At 46.5% G+C, this 19073-nt stretch carries 19 protein-coding genes and 1 pseudogene; 6 read left to right on the plus strand and 14 right to left on the minus strand.

Annotation, left to right across the window (positions count from 1 at the left end):
- Positions 1-10: 10 nt before the first annotated feature.
- From ilvM to ilvA, 4 genes are read left to right on the plus strand one after another with little or no spacing between them, the layout of a single operon-like run.
- Positions 11-295 (plus strand): acetolactate synthase 2 small subunit, encoded by a 285-nt coding sequence (gene ilvM, locus R7Q39_RS22990; RefSeq protein WP_005378958.1) that lies wholly within the window; start codon positions 11-13, stop codon positions 293-295.
- Between the two features lie 12 nt (positions 296-307).
- Positions 308-1246 (plus strand): branched-chain-amino-acid transaminase, encoded by a 939-nt coding sequence (ilvE, locus tag R7Q39_RS22995; protein ID WP_005378953.1) that lies wholly within the window; start codon positions 308-310, stop codon positions 1244-1246.
- Between the two features lie 13 nt (positions 1247-1259).
- On the plus strand, positions 1260-3101 hold the full coding sequence (ilvD, locus tag R7Q39_RS23000) for a dihydroxy-acid dehydratase (RefSeq protein WP_017635601.1): 1842 nt from the start codon (positions 1260-1262) through the stop codon (positions 3099-3101).
- A 2-nt stretch (positions 3102-3103) separates the two neighbouring features.
- Positions 3104-4651, plus strand: coding sequence for a threonine ammonia-lyase, biosynthetic (gene ilvA / locus R7Q39_RS23005; protein ID WP_215810514.1), 1548 nt, complete (start codon positions 3104-3106; stop codon positions 4649-4651).
- A gap of 54 nt (positions 4652-4705) precedes the next feature.
- On the opposite strand, the gene punR is transcribed toward ilvA, so the two are convergent.
- Positions 4706-5608, minus strand: coding sequence for a DNA-binding transcriptional activator PunR (gene punR / locus R7Q39_RS23010; RefSeq protein WP_239932351.1), 903 nt, complete (start codon positions 5606-5608; stop codon positions 4706-4708).
- A gap of 152 nt (positions 5609-5760) precedes the next feature.
- Between punR and punC the strand changes: the two genes are divergently transcribed.
- Positions 5761-6966: a purine nucleoside transporter PunC gene (gene punC, locus R7Q39_RS23015; protein ID WP_005378946.1), complete on the plus strand. Its 1206-nt coding sequence runs from the start codon at positions 5761-5763 to the stop codon at positions 6964-6966.
- Positions 6967-7010: 44 nt separating this feature from the next.
- Here the strand turns inward: punC and R7Q39_RS23020 are convergent.
- Positions 7011-7787: pseudogene (locus tag R7Q39_RS23020) on the minus strand (transporter substrate-binding domain-containing protein).
- Between the two features lie 115 nt (positions 7788-7902).
- Between R7Q39_RS23020 and R7Q39_RS23025 the strand changes: the two are divergent.
- Positions 7903-8643: an amino acid ABC transporter permease gene (locus R7Q39_RS23025; RefSeq protein WP_213969042.1), complete on the plus strand. Its 741-nt coding sequence runs from the start codon at positions 7903-7905 to the stop codon at positions 8641-8643.
- An 80-nt stretch (positions 8644-8723) separates the two neighbouring features.
- On the opposite strand, the gene glmU is transcribed toward R7Q39_RS23025, so the two are convergent.
- The 12 genes from glmU to R7Q39_RS23085 all read right to left on the minus strand — a co-directional run bounded on the left by glmU (position 8724) and on the right by R7Q39_RS23085 (position 19065).
- Positions 8724-10085: a bifunctional UDP-N-acetylglucosamine diphosphorylase/glucosamine-1-phosphate N-acetyltransferase GlmU gene (gene glmU / locus R7Q39_RS23030; RefSeq protein WP_053304044.1), complete on the minus strand. Its 1362-nt coding sequence runs from the start codon at positions 10083-10085 to the stop codon at positions 8724-8726.
- A 149-nt stretch (positions 10086-10234) separates the two neighbouring features.
- Positions 10235-10657 (minus strand): F0F1 ATP synthase subunit epsilon, encoded by a 423-nt coding sequence (locus R7Q39_RS23035; protein ID WP_005378937.1) that lies wholly within the window; start codon positions 10655-10657, stop codon positions 10235-10237.
- 18 nt (positions 10658-10675) lie between these two features.
- Positions 10676-12079: a F0F1 ATP synthase subunit beta gene (gene atpD, locus R7Q39_RS23040; protein WP_005383849.1), complete on the minus strand. Its 1404-nt coding sequence runs from the start codon at positions 12077-12079 to the stop codon at positions 10676-10678.
- Positions 12080-12114: 35 nt separating this feature from the next.
- A complete protein-coding gene (gene atpG, locus R7Q39_RS23045) occupies positions 12115-12981 on the minus strand; it encodes a F0F1 ATP synthase subunit gamma (RefSeq protein WP_005378932.1) in 867 nt (288 codons plus the stop codon).
- 44 nt (positions 12982-13025) lie between these two features.
- A complete protein-coding gene (atpA, locus tag R7Q39_RS23050) occupies positions 13026-14567 on the minus strand; it encodes a F0F1 ATP synthase subunit alpha (protein ID WP_005378931.1) in 1542 nt (513 codons plus the stop codon).
- A 13-nt stretch (positions 14568-14580) separates the two neighbouring features.
- Positions 14581-15114, minus strand: a complete 534-nt coding sequence (gene atpH / locus R7Q39_RS23055; protein ID WP_017635596.1) for a F0F1 ATP synthase subunit delta — start codon at positions 15112-15114, stop codon at positions 14581-14583.
- A gap of 14 nt (positions 15115-15128) precedes the next feature.
- Complete coding sequence (gene atpF / locus R7Q39_RS23060) at positions 15129-15599, minus strand: F0F1 ATP synthase subunit B (protein WP_005378929.1); 471 nt, start codon at positions 15597-15599, stop codon at positions 15129-15131.
- Between the two features lie 74 nt (positions 15600-15673).
- Positions 15674-15928 (minus strand): F0F1 ATP synthase subunit C, encoded by a 255-nt coding sequence (gene atpE, locus R7Q39_RS23065; protein WP_002540812.1) that lies wholly within the window; start codon positions 15926-15928, stop codon positions 15674-15676.
- Positions 15929-15985: 57 nt separating this feature from the next.
- A complete protein-coding gene (gene atpB, locus R7Q39_RS23070) occupies positions 15986-16798 on the minus strand; it encodes a F0F1 ATP synthase subunit A (protein WP_005378922.1) in 813 nt (270 codons plus the stop codon).
- Positions 16799-16806: 8 nt separating this feature from the next.
- A complete protein-coding gene (locus R7Q39_RS23075; RefSeq protein ID WP_005378921.1) occupies positions 16807-17196 on the minus strand; it encodes a F0F1 ATP synthase subunit I in 390 nt (129 codons plus the stop codon).
- 189 nt (positions 17197-17385) lie between these two features.
- Positions 17386-18267: a ParB/RepB/Spo0J family partition protein gene (locus tag R7Q39_RS23080; protein ID WP_005383840.1), complete on the minus strand. Its 882-nt coding sequence runs from the start codon at positions 18265-18267 to the stop codon at positions 17386-17388.
- A gap of 24 nt (positions 18268-18291) precedes the next feature.
- Complete coding sequence (locus tag R7Q39_RS23085) at positions 18292-19065, minus strand: ParA family protein (protein WP_005383838.1); 774 nt, start codon at positions 19063-19065, stop codon at positions 18292-18294.
- Positions 19066-19073: the final 8 nt, after the last annotated feature.

Genomic DNA, 19073 nt, shown 5'->3' on the forward strand with positions numbered 1-19073 from the left:
AGACAATCGCATGGACAGATATTTACTCGACATCAAAGCCGATGACAAACCGGTACTGTTGGAGCGCGTTCTACGTGTGATTCGTCACCGAGGTTTCGTGATCAAACAAGTCGCTGCTACGCAAAACCACGAAAGCAAAGTAGCCAGCGTCGAGATCATCGTCGATAGCGATCGACCAATCTCGTTTTTGATCAATCAAATAGAGAAGTTGTGGGACGTTCGTAAGGTTGAGGTGCTAAAAATCCGCAACGATGAACTGCCAAATCACAACTTACAACAACACGTAAGTGCATAAGGAAGGCAACAAATGGCAACGAAAACTGCAGATTTCATTTGGTTTAATGGTGAGATGGTTCCATGGGCAGAGGCGAACGTTCACGTTCTGACTCACGCAATGCACTATGGTACATCCGTGTTTGAAGGCGTGCGCTGTTACAACACACCAAAAGGCCCAATTGTCTTCCGTCACCGTGAGCATGCACAACGTCTAAAAGATTCTGCCAAGATTTACCGCTTTCCGATCCCTTTCTCTGTAGAAGAAATCATGGAAGCGACCCGAGAAACACTTCGCCAAAACAAACTCGATAGCGCTTACATTCGCCCATTGGGTTTTGTGGGTAATGTCGGTTTGGGCGTGTGTCCACCAGTTGGCACTGAGATGGATCTAATCATTGCCGCATTCCCTTGGGGCTCTTACTTAGGCGAAGAAGCGCTAGAAAAAGGTGTCGATGCGATGATTTCAAGCTGGAATCGCGCTGCGCCAAACACCATCCCAACTGCGGCTAAAGCAGGCGGTAACTACCTATCTTCACTACTGGTTGGTGGTGAAGCGCGTCGTCACGGTTACGACGAAGGTATTGCGCTAAGCGTAGATGGTTACCTATCGGAAGGGGCTGGTGAAAACATCTTCGTTATCAAAGATGGCGTAATCACCACACCACCAGCAACTAGCGCGATTCTACCGGGCATCACTCGTGACTCGATCATGACAATTGCACGCGATAAAGGCTACGAAGTACGTGAAGCGAACATTGCTCGTGAAGCCCTTTACCTTGCCGATGAAGTCTTCATGACAGGTACTGCGGCTGAGATTGTACCAGTGGCAACCATCGACAAGATTGAAGTGGGCACTGGTAAGCGCGGCCCTATCACTAAAGAACTACAAGCAGCCTACTTTGGCCTATTTGACGGCACCACGGAAGATAAGTGGGGCTGGTTAGACTATGTGTACCCAGAACAGAAGTAAGAAGGATTAGGAAATGCCAAAATATAGATCAGCTACCACCACACATGGTCGTAACATGGCGGGTGCACGAGCACTGTGGCGTGCAACGGGTGTGAAAGAAGAAGACTTCGGTAAACCAATCATCGCCGTTGTAAACTCGTTTACTCAATTTGTTCCGGGTCACGTACACCTGAAAGACATGGGCCAGCTTGTAGCACGCGAAATCGAAAAAGCTGGCGGTATTGCGAAAGAATTCAACACCATCGCGGTTGATGATGGTATCGCAATGGGTCACGGCGGCATGCTGTACTCTCTGCCTTCACGCGAACTGATCGCAGACTCAGTAGAATACATGGTCAACGCGCACTGTGCCGATGCCATGGTATGTATCTCTAACTGTGACAAAATCACTCCAGGAATGTTGATGGCATCTATGCGTCTTAACATCCCTGTTATCTTTGTTTCTGGTGGTCCAATGGAAGCGGGTAAAACCAAGCTTTCTGATCAGATCATCAAACTAGACCTTGTAGATGCGATGATCCAAGGCGCGGATCCAAAAGTGTCTGATGAGCAAAGCGAGCAGATCGAACGCAGCGCATGTCCAACGTGTGGATCGTGTTCAGGCATGTTCACTGCAAACTCAATGAACTGTCTAACGGAAGCACTGGGTCTTTCTCAACCAGGTAACGGTTCTATGCTGGCAACGCACGCTGACCGTGAACAACTGTTCCTTAATGCAGGTCGTCGCATCGTTGAACTGACTCGTCGTTACTACGAGCAAGATGACGAATCAGCACTGCCACGCAACATCGCTACGTTTGATGCGTTCGAAAATGCGATGGCACTGGATATTGCAATGGGTGGCTCAACCAACACCATTTTGCACCTGTTGGCTGCAGCGCAAGAAGGTGAAGTGGATTTCGATATGGAAGATATCGATCGCCTATCACGCCAAGTACCACACCTATGTAAAGTGGCACCATCTACCCAGAAATATCACATGGAAGACGTACACCGCGCTGGTGGCGTCATGGCAATTCTTGGTGAGTTAGATCGTGCAGGTCTTCTACACAATGATGCGCGCACCGTGCTTGGCCTTTCGATGAAAGAGCAGCTGGCGAAATACGACATCATCCAAACTGAAGACGAAGAAGTACTTAAGTTCTACCGCGCAGGTCCCGCGGGTATTCGTACTACTCAAGCGTTCTCACAAGATTGCCGCTGGGATCGCCTTGATGACGACCGTGCGGAAGGTTGTATTCGTACTATCGATCATGCCTTTAGCCAAGAAGGTGGTCTAGCCGTTCTATCAGGCAACATCGCATTAGATGGTTGTATCGTTAAGACTGCTGGTGTGGATGAGAGCATTCATAAATTCACTGGTCCAGCCGTGGTATTTGAAAGCCAAGAAGACGCCGTAGAAGGCATCTTGGGTGGCAAAGTAAAAGCAGGCGACGTGGTTGTTATCCGTTACGAAGGCCCTAAAGGTGGTCCGGGCATGCAAGAAATGCTTTACCCAACCACTTATCTAAAATCGATGGGCCTTGGCAAAGAGTGTGCACTTCTGACTGACGGCCGTTTCTCTGGCGGCACATCAGGTCTGTCAATCGGTCACGCCTCTCCTGAAGCAGCAAACGGCGGTGCAATTGGTCTGGTAAAACAAGGCGATATGATCGCAATTGATATTCCAAACCGTTCAATTTCACTCCAAGTGTCTGAACAAGAACTTGCTGAGCGCCGTGCAAAACAAGACGAACTAGGCTGGAAACCAGTTGACCGCCAACGTGAAGTTTCATTTGCACTCAAAGCGTACGCGAGTATGGCAACCAGTGCTGACAAGGGTGCAGTACGAGACAAGTCGAAGCTAGAGGGCTAGCAATGATGGAAGCTCAACCCGAAAAACAAGTGAACCAAACTGGCGCAGATTATCTGCGCCAAATCCTTCGCGCACCTGTTTATGAAGTAGCAACAGTGACGCCACTGCAAGAAATGCCTCGTTTATCTGCACGTATCGGGAATAACGTGCAGATCAAGCGTGAAGATCGCCAACCCGTACACTCGTTCAAATTGCGCGGTGCATACAACATGGTGGCGAGTTTATCTGAAGCACAAAAAGCCGCTGGTGTCATTGCAGCATCGGCAGGTAACCACGCTCAAGGCATGGCGCTCTCTGGTACTAAGCTAGGCATCAAAACCACCATCGTGATGCCTAAAACCACACCAGACATCAAAGTCGATGCGGTACGTGGCTTCGGTGGCAATGTAGTGCTGCACGGCAGTAACTTTGATGAGGCCAAAGCCGAGGCAGAGCGTCTATCCGAGTTAAACGGGTACACCTTTGTCCCACCGTTCGATCATCCACTGGTGATTGCTGGTCAAGGCACCATCGGCATGGAAATGCTGCAACAAAATGGTCACCTTGACTACATCTTCGTTCCTGTCGGTGGTGGCGGTTTGGCTGCGGGTGTTGCAGTACTCGTGAAGCAGCTCATGCCAGAAATCAAAGTGATTGCGGTCGAGCCAGAGGATTCTTCATGCCTCAAAGCGGCATTGGATGCAGGTGAACCAGTAGTATTAGACCAGGTCAGCATGTTTGCCGATGGCGTTGCAGTAAAACGCATTGGTGAAGAGACGTTTCGTCTATGCCAAAAGTACATTGATGGCCATATTGCAGTCTCTAGCGATGAAATCTGCGCAGCAGTAAAAGACATCTTTGAAGACACTCGCGCCATTGCTGAACCTTCGGGCGCACTTGCTCTGGCGGGGCTGAAGAAGTTTGCTGAACAGAACAAGCTGAAAGACAAAAACTTAGGTACGGTATTGTCTGGCGCAAACACCAACTTCCACGGTCTACGTTATGTTTCTGAGCGTTGCGAGCTTGGTGAGAAACGTGAAGGTTTGCTTGCCGTCACCATTCCTGAGCGTCAAGGTGCCTTCTTTGAGTTCTGTAACCTCATTGGCGGCCGCGCCGTAACGGAGTTTAACTACCGCTACAACGATGACGCATTGGCAAATATCTTTGTCGGTGTGCGTTTGCAAGGCGGTCAGGAAGAGCTAGAACATATCATTCACGACTTACGTGATGGTGGCTACCCAGTGGTTGATTTGTCTGATGATGAAATGGCGAAGCTGCACGTGCGCTACATGATTGGTGGTAAGCCGTCTAAGCCGCTTAAAGAGCGCCTCTACAGCTTTGAATTCCCAGAGTATCCTGGGGCGCTACTTAAGTTCTTAAGCACACTCGGCACACACTGGAATATCAGTTTGTTCAACTACCGTAACCACGGCGCTGACTACGGACGTGTTTTATGTGGTTTCGAGTTAGATGAAAGCGACTTAGCTCAGTTTTCTGCGCATTTGCGCGAACTTGGCTATCAATGCAAAGACGAAACAGACAACCCTTCGTATAAGTTTTTCTTGTCATAAAACGCCACATTTCAAATATATCAAAGACAACACCTCGCATTAGCGAGGTGTTTTTTATGACTGTAACCAATCTTTATGTAGCTGATTAGGCGACCCAAGATAGTCCACCATCCACTGGATCAATTTATGATTATCATCTTTGCGCCATACTAAGCAGCAGTGACTGAGCGGTTTATCATCCGGCATGACCTTCTCCACCAGCACACCATCATTGATTAAGGGTGTTGCAATATGACGTGGCATGTAACCCACGCCCACCCCATTTTTTAAACATTCAATCGCACTATACCAATTGGGCAATAATAATCGGCGCTGTTGCAGATAATGGCCAGTATGGCGTTTTGGCAGCACGTTCGAAGTATCATCAAGACAGATCGCCGGAAATTGACTCACAAACTCTTCAGTCAGCACTTGTTGGCGAACACAAGGATGAGCAGGAGACATCACAAATGCCCAATCTAATACGCCCATATCTTTGACTTCAAAATCCCCACCAACGGGAACCGCAGACGTCGCGCCAACGACAATGTCGGCTCGACCTTGTGCTATGGCTTCCCAAGAACCATTGAAGACCTCCATATTGATCTGCAATTCAGCAAATTCAAACTCGCGATAGAAATCTTCCACCAAAGGTTTGAGTTTTTCTAACTTCACCACGTTATCTAAGGTCAGCTTTAACGTGCTTTTCCATCCTTGAGCCGCTCGCCGCGTTTGTGCTTTCACCTCTTCCATTTGACGCAGCAAAGAGCGCGCCTCGGCCATAAAAAGTTCACCCGCTGGAGTTAGCTCGACTTTCCTTGGTAAACGTCGAAACAGCACCACATCTAAATCTTGCTCGACCTGCCTTACTCCATAGCTAATGGCTGAGGGGACTTTATGCAATACCTCAGCCGCAGCGGTGAAACTGCCTAAACGGGCAACCGTATCCAGCATTTCCAAAGACGCTTTAGAGAACATGATTTAACCTTTCAAAAAATTTGATTGATAACCAACAATTTTAGCGTTTTATTTTCTCAAAATCGAAAAATAGAATAATAAGGTAAATAAATCAGGGTTGGCGCCAACTGATGTTGATTAAAAAATGATTAAATAATTTGACTGGTTGAATCATGAAAATCTCAAAACTACAGCTCATTTATCTGGCAGCATTATCGATGCTTGGCTTCGTTGCTACCGATATGTATCTGCCAGCATTCAAAGCGATGGAAATCGACTTTGCAACAGGCCCTGAGCAAATTGCGCTCTCTTTAACGGTATTCCTCGTTGGTATGGCGATTGGTCAACTAATGTGGGGATTGGCATCCGATAAATTTGGCCATCGTAATACACTCGCAGCCGGGTTGGTGCTATTTACTATCGCGTCATTCGGTTTGGCTTTCTGTGATCAAGTATGGCAACTACTCACACTGCGCTTTATCCAAGCTATCGGTGTGTGTGCACCAGCCGTGATCTGGCAGGCTATGGTCATTAAGCGCTACTCAAGCAGTAGCCAACAAATTTTTGCGACAATCATGCCACTCGTCGCGCTATCACCAGCACTAGCACCTCAATTAGGGGTTGTGTTGGCAGATAACTTCGGCTGGCACAGTATCTTTATTACGCTAACACTGGTTGGTGTCTTTTTGGTCTTTGCGACCATGGCACAAAAAGACGAGAAAGCAGAAATCAAACAAACCAGTATGTCTGCCGACATCAAAGCGCTTCTGAGTTCTAAAAAATACCTTGGCAACGTGTTTATGTTTGCGACGGCTTCAGCTGCATTCTTTGCTTACCTAACTGGGATGCCAGAAATCATGGCGCAACTGGGCTACGAAGCAAAAGATATTGGTTTGAGCTTTATCCCACAAACTATCGCGTTTATGGCTGGTGGCTACTTAGGTAAAGTAGGCGTTCGAAAATTTGGTGATGAAAAGGTTCTGCGCCAACTGATTGGCCTATTTAGTGTCGCGGCATTAATGATTTTCATTGCTTCACAGTGGGAGCTGTCATCGATTTGGCCTATTCTTGCGCCATTCTGTTTGATTGCCGTTGCTAACGGCGCGCTGTACCCAATCGTGGTAAACCGTGCACTGGCCAGCGCACAACAGAGTCCTGCAACAGCAGCAGGTCTGCAAAACAGCCTGCAAATCTGTGTAAGTAGCTTCTCAAGTGCATTGGTAGCCGCAATGGCAAGCCAAGCTCAGATGGTTACTGGCATCGCAATCATCATCTGTATGGGTGGGCTGTGGATGGGATACATTCTGTCGAATCGCGAATTATCCAAGCACTTTACGACTCCTGACAACGCCCGAGTCGTGAGTGAAGACGAACTTTAATCGTTCAGATAATAAAAAGAGCCGCGCAATGCGGCTCTTTCTGTTTATAAGCTTTTCAACCCCCACTTCTTGGCAGTCTGCTTAAAAAAGCCTTGAGTCTTTTTCAACTCTACCCAGTGATTGATATAATTAATCCATACTTGATCGTCTTGCGGCAACAACATAGCAATTGGGGTTGGTTTACGCGGTGCGGTCACTGGCACTATCGCCAACTGTTTAAACTTATCCACCAACGTCGCTGCTTCCACATTGGACGTCACCGATACATCGGCCCTGCGAGCTAGTAGTTCTTGGAAGTCGCGCGCTGGCGCTTCAATAACAATATGTTGAGCAGACGGGAAGAACTCTTTCACCATTTTTTCTTATACCGTACCTAACGTCGCCGCGACTTTTACTTCTGGTTTATTAAAATCCGCCCAATCAGAGAATTTGGCGAGATCTTTCTTTTGCACCACAGGTACAAAGGCAAGGTAGAAATACGGCTGGCTGTATCCAGCTACTTTCGCGCGCGACATGTTCAGAGATGCGCTGCCAGTAATGTCGTATTTGTTGGCGGTAATGCCATTAACTAGCGTCTTCCAATCCGTGGGAACATACTCCACTTTTACACCGAGATCTTTAGCAAGTTCTGTTGTTACATCGATATCGAAGCCACGATAACTGTTTGTCGCAGGGTCTTTCATCGTCATCGGATTCCAATCTCCCGTCGTTCCAACTCGGAGTACGCCATTGTCTAAAATGGATTGAAGACGGCTTTCAGCGTGAGCGACTTGAGTCGCAGCAAGCAAACACATTCCTAGCACTAGTAAAATCTTTCTCATTTTTATTCCCTTAAAAATAATGACCTTATACGGTTTAATAATTAACCTTTATTAGAGCTCTACTGATAACATAGCAGCAACAAAGGAAGTTTTTTAGTTAATTCAGGGAGTAAATGTGACGTTTCGAACTCTATGGCTGTTTTCACTGCTATTACTCACTGGTTGTTCAGATTATCAATGGGGCTGGTATGTACTTGACCCTTCGACGGATCAAGGGCTCACTAATCTAAAGTTTTTAATCGCTGGGTTTAATGACACCATTCAGGTATCACTCCTCAGTATGTTATTTGCGATGAGCTTGGGCCTGATCGTTGCGTTACCCGCTCTGTCGGACTCTGCCTCTCTGAAGTGGATAAACCGTATTTATGTCGAGGTAGTCCGTTCAGTGCCAGTTTTAGTCTTACTACTTTGGGTGTATTACGGCATGCCTACGCTATTGGATGTCTCACTCAATCACTTTTGGGCGGGTGTTATTGCACTGACTATCGCTGAGAGCGCGTTTATGGCGGAAGTATTTCGCGGTGGAATACAAGCTATCAGCCGTGGCCAGCATGAAGCGGCTGAATCTTTGGGCTTAAGCTATTGGCAAAAGATGCGCTTGGTAATTCTTCCCCAAGCGTTTCGGCAAATTCTCCCACCACTGGGCAATCAATTCGTCTACATCCTCAAGATGAGTTCTTTAGTCAGTGTGATTGGTTTAAGCGATCTCACTCGCCGTGCTAATGAGCTGGTGGTGAATGAGTACTTACCCCTAGAAATTTATACCTTCCTCGTTTTGGAGTACTTGTTGCTCATCCTATTTGTATCTCAAGCCGTTCGTTGGCTCGAAAAACGTATTGCCATTCCTAGCTACTAGCGATGAAGCCTTAGCTAGAAACAACAAAGCCGCTCTTGTTGAGCGGCTTTGACAATATAGAGACAGAGTGTAGGTAATGCTTATTTTTGTTTTACAGGACGCTGCCAGCCAGTAATTTTGCGCTCTTTGACGCGAGTAATTACTAACTCACCTTCTTCAACATCTTTTGTTAGTGTCGTGCCTGCACCGATGGTTGCGCCATCAGCGATAGTGACAGGCGCCACCAGCTGGCTATCAGAACCAACAAAAACATCATTACCGATGATGGTTTTAAACTTGTTCGCACCATCGTAGTTACAAGTGATAGTACCTGCACCGATGTTAGTACGTTGACCGATCTCTGCATCACCTAAGTAAGTTAGGTGGTTCGCTTTTGAACCTTCTCCGATGCGCGCATTTTTCACTTCAACGAAGTTACCCACATGGGAATCGTTACGCATTTCAGCACCAGGACGAAGGCGAGTAAATGGACCAACCGTACATTCTTCACCAACCGTTGCACCTTCAATCACACTGTAAGGGCGAACGATGGTGTTGTCGTCGATTTCACAATCTTTCAGTACACAACCCGCACCGATAACCACGTTATCACCCAGTGAAACTTTACCTTCGATGATAACATTCACGTCGATTTCACAGTCCATACCGCACTGTAACTCACCACGCAAATCAAAGCGTGCTGGATCGCGTAGCATGACACCTTGCTCTAGTAGTTTCTGAGCTTGCATTGACTGGAAAGCACGCTCTAGACGAGCAAGCTGTGCGCGGTCGTTGACCCCTTCCACCTCAATGGCATTGACTGGGTGTACTGCCTCAACGGCACGACCTTCATCGTGTGCAGCTGCAATAACGTCAGTTAGGTAGTATTCGCCTTGTGCGTTGTTGTTGTTTAAGCCAGACAACCAACGCTTAAGATCCCCACCAGTCGCAACCATCACGCCAGTGTTGATCTCTTTAATTTGTTTTTGTTCTTCTGTTGCATCTTTTTGCTCAACGATCGCCACAACAGGACCATTCTTACGGATAATACGACCGTAGCCTGTCGGGTTATCTAGAATCACTGTTAGTAGTGCAATACCGCCTGTTGGCTGTGCATCTAATAGGTTTTCAATCGTTTCAGCTGAAATCAGTGGAACATCACCGTAAAGCACCAGTACTTTTTCATCGTCTTCAAACTTCGGAGACGCTTGATCAACCGCATGACCTGTCCCTAACTGCTCCGCTTGAAGCACCCAATTTACAGGCTCTTCTGCAAGAGTGGTTTGCATTTGATCACCACCGTGGCCAAAGACCAAGTGGATATTTTGTGCACCTAGACCTGTACATGTATCAATCACATGTTTTGCCATTGGCTTACCTGCCAAAGTGTGTAGCACCTTAGGCATGTTCGAATGCATACGGGTACCTTTACCCGCTGCAAGAATCACAGCACTGAATTTCATTGATAACCTATTGACGTTTTATGTTAATTGGCCGTTATTTTAAACAGCTCTTTTAAAATAGTTAATGGAGTAAGGTAAATTTCCAACTAAAATTAATCAAAAAGGCGACCAATTGGCCGCCTTTTTTCATGCAACGTTGCTAATTGAGCTTAGCGACGCTTTTTTGTCAGCTCGATAACTCGTAGCTGAGCAATGGCTTTAGCCAGTTCACTGGCCGCTTGTGCGAAGTCCATGTCACCATGCTGATTCTGGATTTGCTCCTCAGCGCGGCGTTTGGCTTCTTCTGCCTTCGCTGCGTCTAGCTCTTCACCACGGATAGCTGTATCAGCTAGTACAGTCGCTGTACCAGGCTGAATCTCTACCATACCACCAGAAACATAAATAATTTCTTCGTGGCCGTGCTGTTTCACAATACGCACCATACCAGGCTTGATAGCGGTCAGCAGCGGTGTGTGACCATGGAAAATACCAAGTTCACCTTCGCTACCGGTCACCTGAAACGTTTCAACACGACCAGAGAAGATTTTCTTCTCAGCGCTTACTACGTCTAGGTGAAAGGTTATTGCTGCCATATCGCCTCCTAGTTAGCCTTATAGCTTCTTCGCATTCTCAATAGCATCGTCGATGCTACCGCAGTACATAAATGCCTGCTCAGGAATGTCGTCGTATTCACCAGCTAGTAGACCTTTAAAGCCACGTAGAGTCTCTTTTAGAGGTACGTAAATACCAGGGTCACCTGTAAATACTTCTGCTACGTGGTAAGGCTGAGTTAGGAAACGCTCAATCTTACGTGCACGAGATACAACTTGCTTATCTTCTTCAGATAGCTCGTCCATACCTAGGATAGCAATGATATCTTTCAGCTCTTTGTAGCGCTGAAGAGTCTGCTGAACACCACGAGCAACTTCGTAGTGATCTTGACCAACGACTAGTGGATCAAGCATACGAGATGTTGAATCTAGCGGGTCGATCGCAGGGTATAGACCCATTGCAGCGATGTTACGGTTAAGTACAACCGTTGCATCCAAGTGCGCGAACGTTGTTGCTGGAGACGGGTCAGTCAAGTCATCCGCTGGTACGTATACCGCCTGAACAGACGTGATAGAACCTGATTTCGTTGACGTGATACGCTCCTGAAGTACACCCATCTCTTCTGCAAGAGTTGGCTGGTAACCTACCGCAGAAGGCATACGACCTAGTAGTGCTGATACCTCTGTACCTGCAAGTGTGTAACGGTAGATGTTATCAATGAACAGTAGTACGTCACGACCTTCGTCACGGAAACGCTCTGCCATTGTTAGACCAGTCAGTGCAACACGTAGACGGTTACCTGGTGGCTCGTTCATCTGACCGTAAACCATCGCTACTTTTGATTCTTCAGGCTTCTCAACGTTTACAACGCCCGCTTCCTGCATCTCGTAGTAGAAATCGTTACCTTCACGAGTACGCTCACCAACACCAGCAAATACTGATAGACCTGAGTGCTGTAGTGCGATGTTGTTGATAAGTTCCATCATGTTAACGGTCTTACCTACACCAGCACCACCGAATAGACCGATTTTACCACCCTTAGCGAATGGACAAATTAGGTCGATTACTTTAACGCCCGTTTCTAGAAGTGCAATTTCGTTTGATTGCTCTTCGTAGCTTGGTGCACTACGGTGGATAGAGTAAACCTCTTCCGCACCCACTTCACCACGCTCGTCAATCGCGTCACCTAGGACGTTCATGATACGACCTAGAGTTTTAGTACCTACTGGTACTGAAATTGGAGCGCCAGTGTTAACCACTTCTACTCCACGACGTAAACCATCAGAGCTACCCATTACGATACAACGAACTACGCCACCGCCTAGCTGTTGTTGAACTTCAAGAACTAGACGCTCTTTTGAGTCCGTTACGTTTAGAGCGTCATATACACTAGGTACATTGCTCTGTGGGAACTCTACGTCGACTACCGCACCGATGATCTGTACGATCTTACCTGTAGCCATCGTTAATCCTCTAAACTATTTCGTTTTACCTAAGCTTAAACCGCAGCTGCACCACCAACGATTTCTGATAGTTCTTGTGTAATCGCAGCCTGACGGGCTTTGTTGTACACAAGTTCCAAATCGTCAATCAAACTGGTTGCGTTATCCGTTGCAGCCTTCATCGCAATCATTCGAGCCGCTTGCTCACAAGCAAGGTTCTCAACCACACCTTGGTATACCTGAGACTCTACGTAACGCACTAATAGCGTATCCAGTAGAGGTTTTGGTTCAGGCTCATAGATGTAGTCCCATGAATGCTCACGCTGCATCTCTTCGCTGTCCGATTTAGGCAAAGGTAGCAATTGATCGATCGTTGGTTGCTGAACCATAGTATTAACAAACTTGTTGAATACTACATATAGACGGTCCAGTTCACCTTCATCGTATTTCTTCAGCATTACGCCAACAGAGCCGATTAGGTCTTGTAGGCTTGGATTATCTCCAAGACCAGAAACCTGTGCCGCAACTTTTGCGCCACCATGTTTAAAGAAAGCTGTTGCTTTTGAGCCAACAACGGCTAGCTCAATCTCAGCACCTTTCTCTCTCCATGCTTGCATGTCTGTAACGGCTTTTTTGAACACGTTAATGTTCAAACCACCACACAGACCACGGTCTGTCGAAACGATGATGTAACCAACACGTTTAGCTTCACGCTCTTCTAGGTACGGATGACGGTACTCTAGGTTTGCGTTAGCCACATGACCGATCACTTTACGCATTGTTTCAGCGTATGGACGAGAAGCTTCCATTGCATCTTGAGAACGACGCATTTTTGAAGCTGCTACCATTTCCATCGCTTTCGTAATTTTCTGAGTGCTTTTAACACTACCGATTTTATTACGTATCTCTTTTGCGCCGGCCATCGTTACTCTCCGTTAGTTGGTGGCAGAAACTGCCACCGACCTAATTACCAAGTTTGGGTTGCTTTGAAGTCGTCAGTCAGTTTCTTCAACTGAGCTTCGATTTCATCGTTGTAAGCGCCAGACTTGTCGATCTCAGCTGCTAGTTCAGCGTATTGACCGCGAGCGTACGATAGTAGAGCCGCCTCGAAATCTAGAACTTTGTTAAGTTCTACATCATCAAGGTAACCGCGCTCTGCCGCGAAGATAGTTAGGGCTTGGTCAAATACAGACATTGGAGCGTACTGCTTCTGCTTCATTAGTTCTGTAACTTTTTGACCATGGTCTAGCTGTTTCTTCGTTGCGTCATCAAGGTCAGAAGAGAACTGAGCAAATGCCGCTAGTTCACGGTATGCAGCTAGTGCTGTACGGATACCACCTGATAGTTTCTTGATGATTTTCGTCTGAGCTGAACCACCTACACGAGATACTGAGATACCAGGGTCAACAGCAGGACGAACACCAGCGTTGAATAGCTCAGTTTGTAGGAAGATCTGACCATCGGTAATCGAGATTACGTTAGTCGGTACGAATGCTGAAACGTCACCTGCTTGAGTTTCGATGATAGGAAGAGCAGTCAAAGAACCAGTCTTACCTTTCACTTCACCGTTAGTGAAACGCTCTACGTACTCTTCGTTTACACGAGCTGCACGCTCTAGTAGACGCGAGTGTAAGTAGAATACGTCACCTGGGAATGCCTCACGGCCTGGTGGACGTTTAAGTAGTAGAGAGATCTGACGGTAAGCTACCGCTTGCTTAGATAGATCATCGTAAACAATCAGTGCGTCTTCACCGCGATCGCGGAAGTATTCACCCATCGCACAACCTGCGTAAGGCGCTAGGTATTGAAGCGCTGCAGATTCAGAAGCTGATGCAACTACAACGATAGTATTTTGTAGTGCGCCGTGCTCTTCTAGTTTGCGAACAACGTTAGCGATAGTCGATGCTTTCTGACCGATTGCTACGTAGATAGAGAAAATACCAGAGTCTTTCTGGTTGATGATCGCGTCGATCGCCAGTGCTGTTTTACCAATCTGACGGTCACCGATGATAAGCTCACGCTGACCACGACCGATTGGGATCATTGAGTCAACTGACTTATAACCAGTTTGCACAGGTTGGTCTACCGATTTACGGTCGATTACACCTGGTGCGATCACTTCTACAGGCGAAGTCATTTTCGCTTCGATTGGACCTTTACCATCGATAGGCTCACCCAGCGTATTTACTACGCGGCCTAGTAGTTCTGGACCAACTGGCACTTCAAGAATGCGGCCAGTACCTGTAACTTTCATGCCTTCCTTAAGGTCAGCATATGGGCCCATTACAACCGCACCAACCGAGTCACGCTCAAGGTTAAGTGCCAGTGCATAACGGCCACCCGGTAATTCAATCATTTCACCTTGCATCACGTCCGCTAGGCCGTGGATGCGGATGATACCATCGCTTACCGATACGATAGTACCCTCGTTGCGAGCTTCACTAACAACTTCGAAAGATTCGATACGTTGTTTGATCAGATCGCTAATTTCCGTGGAATTAAGTTGCATGCTCCAATCCCCATTAAGACTGCAATGCATCGCTCAGGCGGTTCAAACGACCACGCGCTGAGTCATCGATGACTAGGTCTCCGGCTCGAATAATAACCCCACCAAGTAGGGTCTCATCTACACTGCAATTCAGCTTCACTTTGCGTTCAAGACGCTTTTCAAGTTTGCTGCCAATGTTTGCAAGTTGTTCATCAGAAAGCTCTGTTGCTGAAATTACTTCAACATCAATTTCTTTCTCATGTTCTTTTTTCAGAGTAAAAAACTCCGTGCAAACATCAGGAAGGGCCGCTAAACGACCATTCTCAGCCATTACCTTCAAAAGGTTTTGACCGTGCGCATCAACTTGTTCGCCGCAAACTGCAACAAAAATTTCTGCCATTTTGTCAGCAGAAACCGAACCCGTTAGTAGTTCGTTCATTTGTTCGTTTTTGGCCACTTCAGCAGCAAAAGATAACATTTGGCCCCATTGGTCCAACTGGTCTTTCTCTAAAGCAAAGTCGAAGGCTGCTTTAGCATAGGGGCGTGCGATAGTAGTCAAATCAGACATATGCGCCCCCAGACTTAAAGTTTTGCAGTAATGTTGTCGAGAATATCTTTTTGCGCATCTTTATCGATAGAACGCTCAAGGATTTTCTCAGCACCAGCTACAGCCAGAGTAGCAACTTGTTTGCGCAGCTCATCGCGTGCACGATTGCGTTCAGCTTCAAGTTCTGCTTCTGCTTGCGCTAGGATTTTCTGGCGTTCTGCCTGAGCTTCCTCGCGAGCTTCATCAAGAATTTGAGACTTACGTTTGTTCGCTTGTTCGATGATCTCAGTTGCTGTGCGCTTCGCTTCTTTCAATTGATCAGAAGCGTTGGCTTGTGCTAGATCCAAGTCTTTCGCAGCACGTTCTGCTGCTTGAAGACCATCAGCAATTTTCTTCTGACGCTCTTCGATCGCTTGCATCAATGGTGGCCATACATACTTCATGCAGAACCACACAAATAGTGCGAACGAGATTGCTTGACCTAGCAGAGTTGCGTTTATGTTCACAACAGCTACCCCTCTATTTGGACTTAGTGTTAATCAGTGACAAGCGATAATCGCCCGTCCCGAGTTAAAGGTGATTAACCTAGTTGACCAACGAATGGGTTTGCGAAAGTGAATAGTAGCGCGATTACGATACCGATCATTGGAACCGCATCAAGTAGACCCGCGATGATGAACATCTTAACTTGTAGCATAGGAGCCATTTCTGGTTGACGTGCAGCACCTTCTAGGAATTTACCACCTAGCAGTGCGAAACCAATCGCTGTACCAAGAGAAGCAAGACCGACGATAATACCTACGGCGATTGCAGAAAAGCTCAGTAAAGTTTCCATTACTATCTCCAATTTATAGTTGTTGGCTTAGTGCCCAAATAAAAAGCTTTAAAAAAATTAATGATCAGGATCTTCGTGTGCCATTGACAGGTAAACAATTGTCAACATCATGAATACGAAGGCTTGAATCGTAATAACCAAGATATGGAAGATTGCCCACGGTAGTGAACCCATCCATTGTAAGTACCATGGTAGCATTGCCGCACAAAGAATGAATACAACCTCACCCGCGAACATGTTACCGAATAGACGCATACCAAGTGATAGAGGTTTCGCTAATAGCGATACCACTTCAATTAGTAGGTTAAACGGAATCATCAGTGGGTGATTGAATGGATGTAGTGCAAGTTCTTTTGCGAATCCACCTAGACCTTTTACTTTGATGCTGTAGTAAATCATCAATGCAAAAACGCCTAGAGCCATAGCCATGGTGATATTCACATCAGCAGACGGTACAACCTTAAGGTAAGGAATACCTAGCCAATGCTCTGCTGGGTATGGTAAGAAGTCGATAGGAACTAAGTCCATCACGTTCATCAAAAATACCCAACAAAAGATAGTCAGTGCTAAAGGCGCGATCAGTGGGTTGCGTCCATGGAACGTGTCTTTGACGTTATCGGCGACAAATTCAACGATCATTTCTACAGCACACTGAAGCTTACCCGGTACACCCGCTGTTGTTCTCTTTGCTACTTTGTAAAAAATTCCGAGGAAAATTAAACCAGTAAACCAAGAAAAAAACAGGCTATCGATATGTACGTTCCAGAAACTTGTCTCCGACCCTACTAAACCCAACTTGTATAGCGATAGGTTAGAAAGGTGGTGGGCAATGTAACCGGACGATGTTAGCGCTTCACCTGGCGCAGCCATAACTCATCCTATTTTTTGTTGTTAATGAATAGCACTGGTGCACAGATATTAATACCTAGTACCAGCAAATAGGTTAGTTTGAGGGGAACAAGTTCCACCTGCATATACATGTAGGCAACATAGAACAGTGCAACCGTGATGAGAATTTTCAGTACTTCACCCGTATAGAAGGAAGCAGCGATGCGCTTGGCAGCGCGAGCTCCACTAAACATGAAAGCACACAGCGCGAATACTGCATTGGCAACAACAAAAATGCCTCCGCCAATCAGCGCTGAAAATCCCCAGTCAGGATTTATGGCTACCGCCATTCCTGCTGCCACAAAAATAACCGCGCCAGACTGGATCATTAACAATTGCCTTGCGAGCTCTCGTCCTGGTCTAGCTAACGCAGCTACCATGTATTCGTACCTCTAGTAATATCCACTTCGCACTTAACTCTCTGTGCTGGGAAATTGGCGAAAATTATACGTTCAGTTCAACGTAAAGCAATTCGATTGCATCAAAAACTTACAGTTTTGTTTACAAAACGACAACTTTCGCACAAAATTCGATTAATTAGATTAATTGACCTAAATCAATTATCTCATCTAGGCCTCAAGCTTGGCAATTAGTTGGTCCAATTTGTGAGGCTCATCAAGACTTATCGTCAATTTCGCTTTTCCGTTTGCAGAACGGGTAAGAGAAACTTTTGCATCAAGCAGCTGACTCAATTTATGCGACATTTGCTCGGCTTCGGTATCCTCTTGTTGCCCTTTTTGCTCATTTTGTGGGGCTAAGCACTTTTTTACTAACTGTTCGGTTTGGCGAACAGTCATTTGCTTCTTAGCCACTTGTTGAGCTACTTCGACTTGCTGTTCGCCTTCTAACGCTAACAGAGCTCGAGCATGACCCATTTCCAATTTTTTATCTGCAACCAGACCTTTTACATCAACTTCCAACTGATTCAGACGTAATAGGTTACTGACCGTCGTTCTTGATTTACCAATCACATCGGCCACTTGCTGATGTGTCAGCGTGAATTCATCTTGTAGACGTTCAAGCGCTTGGGCTTCCTCAATCACATTCAAGTCTTCACGTTGAATGTTTTCAATCAACGCCATGGCGATGGCGGCACGATCTTCAACTTTTTTCACCAAACACGGCACGCGTTTTAAACCCGCCTGCCTTGCAGCACGCCAGCGGCGCTCACCTGCGATGATCTCAAACTGACCATTTTCGACCTGGCGAACCACGATTGGTTGAATAATGCCTTGTGATTGAATCGAAGCCGCTAGTTCTTCTAGCGCTTCAGGCGCCATATCTTTACGCGGTTGGTATACGCCCGGCTGCAATTGACCAATCGCTAAATCGGTTAACTCACCGTCTGCCGATAATTCTTGGCTATGCGATGCAATATGCTGTTTTTCACGAGCAAACGAACTGGTCGACAATAACGCATCCAGTCCTTTTCCGAGACCACGCTTAGACATGGGATTGAATTCCTTAGGTTAGAGTTAAACTGGGATTTCTTCGCGGCGGAGCATTTCGCCCGCTAGAGCAAGATACGCTTTGGCACCTGCGGAGTACTTATCGTAGTACATTGCTGGCTTACCGTGACTTGGCGCTTCAGCCAAACGAACATTACGCGGAATGACAGTACGGTAAACTTTATTCCCAAAGTGTTTTTTAAGTTGATCGGATACTTCATTCGATAAGCGGTTGCGTGGGTCGTACATGGTACGCAATAAACCTTCGATTTTTAGGTTTTCATTCACAACAGCCGCTAACTTGCTGATTGTATCCATAAGAGCAGTTAAACCTTCTAACGCAAAGTATTCACATTGCATCGGCACCAGCACAGAGTCAGCTGCCGCCATCGCATTGATTGTAAGAAGGTTTAGAGAAGGAGGACAATCAATAAAGATGAAATCATAGTTATCGCGAACTGACGACAATGCATTTTTTAGACGCACTTCACGAGCGAAAACTTCCATCAATTTGATTTCTGCCGCGGTTACGTCTCCGTTCGCCGCGATCAAATCATACTTCCCTGTTGTTTGGGTACAAACGACTTGATCGAACGGTGTATCTTCGACCAAAAGATCGTATGCGGTGGCATCGACCATATACTTATCCACGCCACTGGCCATCGTAGCATTGCCTTGCGGGTCGAGATCGATCACCAAAACCTTGCGCTTTGTTGCCGCCATCGAAGCCGCTAAGTTAATGCACGTTGTTGTTTTGCCGACCCCACCTTTCTGGTTGGCGATTGCTACAATTTTACCCACGATTACCT

The organism is Vibrio sp. 947 (assembly GCF_033339115.1).
Lineage (GTDB): Bacteria > Pseudomonadota > Gammaproteobacteria > Enterobacterales > Vibrionaceae > Vibrio > Vibrio alginolyticus.

What these genes read in the sequence shown, in the direction of transcription:
- atpG (WP_005378932.1), bottom strand. Translation starts at nt 12,981, where the DNA reads ATGGCCGGCGCAAAAGAGATACGTAATAAAATCGGTAGTGTTAAAAGC.
- atpB (WP_005378922.1), bottom strand. Translation starts at nt 16,798, where the DNA reads ATGGCTGCGCCAGGTGAAGCGCTAACATCGTCCGGTTACATTGCCCAC.
- R7Q39_RS23080 (WP_005383840.1), bottom strand. Translation starts at nt 18,267, where the DNA reads ATGTCTAAGCGTGGTCTCGGAAAAGGACTGGATGCGTTATTGTCGACC.
- R7Q39_RS23035 (WP_005378937.1), bottom strand. Translation starts at nt 10,657, where the DNA reads ATGGCAGCAATAACCTTTCACCTAGACGTAGTAAGCGCTGAGAAGAAA.
- atpE (WP_002540812.1), bottom strand. Translation starts at nt 15,928, where the DNA reads ATGGAAACTTTACTGAGCTTTTCTGCAATCGCCGTAGGTATTATCGTC.
- ilvA (WP_215810514.1), top strand. Translation starts at nt 3,104, where the DNA reads ATGATGGAAGCTCAACCCGAAAAACAAGTGAACCAAACTGGCGCAGAT.
- R7Q39_RS23075 (WP_005378921.1), bottom strand. Translation starts at nt 17,196, where the DNA reads ATGGTAGCTGCGTTAGCTAGACCAGGACGAGAGCTCGCAAGGCAATTG.
- atpA (WP_005378931.1), bottom strand. Translation starts at nt 14,567, where the DNA reads ATGCAACTTAATTCCACGGAAATTAGCGATCTGATCAAACAACGTATC.
- ilvD (WP_017635601.1), top strand. Translation starts at nt 1,260, where the DNA reads ATGCCAAAATATAGATCAGCTACCACCACACATGGTCGTAACATGGCG.
- punC (WP_005378946.1), top strand. Translation starts at nt 5,761, where the DNA reads ATGAAAATCTCAAAACTACAGCTCATTTATCTGGCAGCATTATCGATG.
- glmU (WP_053304044.1), bottom strand. Translation starts at nt 10,085, where the DNA reads ATGAAATTCAGTGCTGTGATTCTTGCAGCGGGTAAAGGTACCCGTATG.
- ilvM (WP_005378958.1), top strand. Translation starts at nt 11, where the DNA reads ATGGACAGATATTTACTCGACATCAAAGCCGATGACAAACCGGTACTG.
- atpH (WP_017635596.1), bottom strand. Translation starts at nt 15,114, where the DNA reads ATGTCTGATTTGACTACTATCGCACGCCCCTATGCTAAAGCAGCCTTC.
- ilvE (WP_005378953.1), top strand. Translation starts at nt 308, where the DNA reads ATGGCAACGAAAACTGCAGATTTCATTTGGTTTAATGGTGAGATGGTT.
- punR (WP_239932351.1), bottom strand. Translation starts at nt 5,608, where the DNA reads ATGTTCTCTAAAGCGTCTTTGGAAATGCTGGATACGGTTGCCCGTTTA.
- atpD (WP_005383849.1), bottom strand. Translation starts at nt 12,079, where the DNA reads ATGGCTACAGGTAAGATCGTACAGATCATCGGTGCGGTAGTCGACGTA.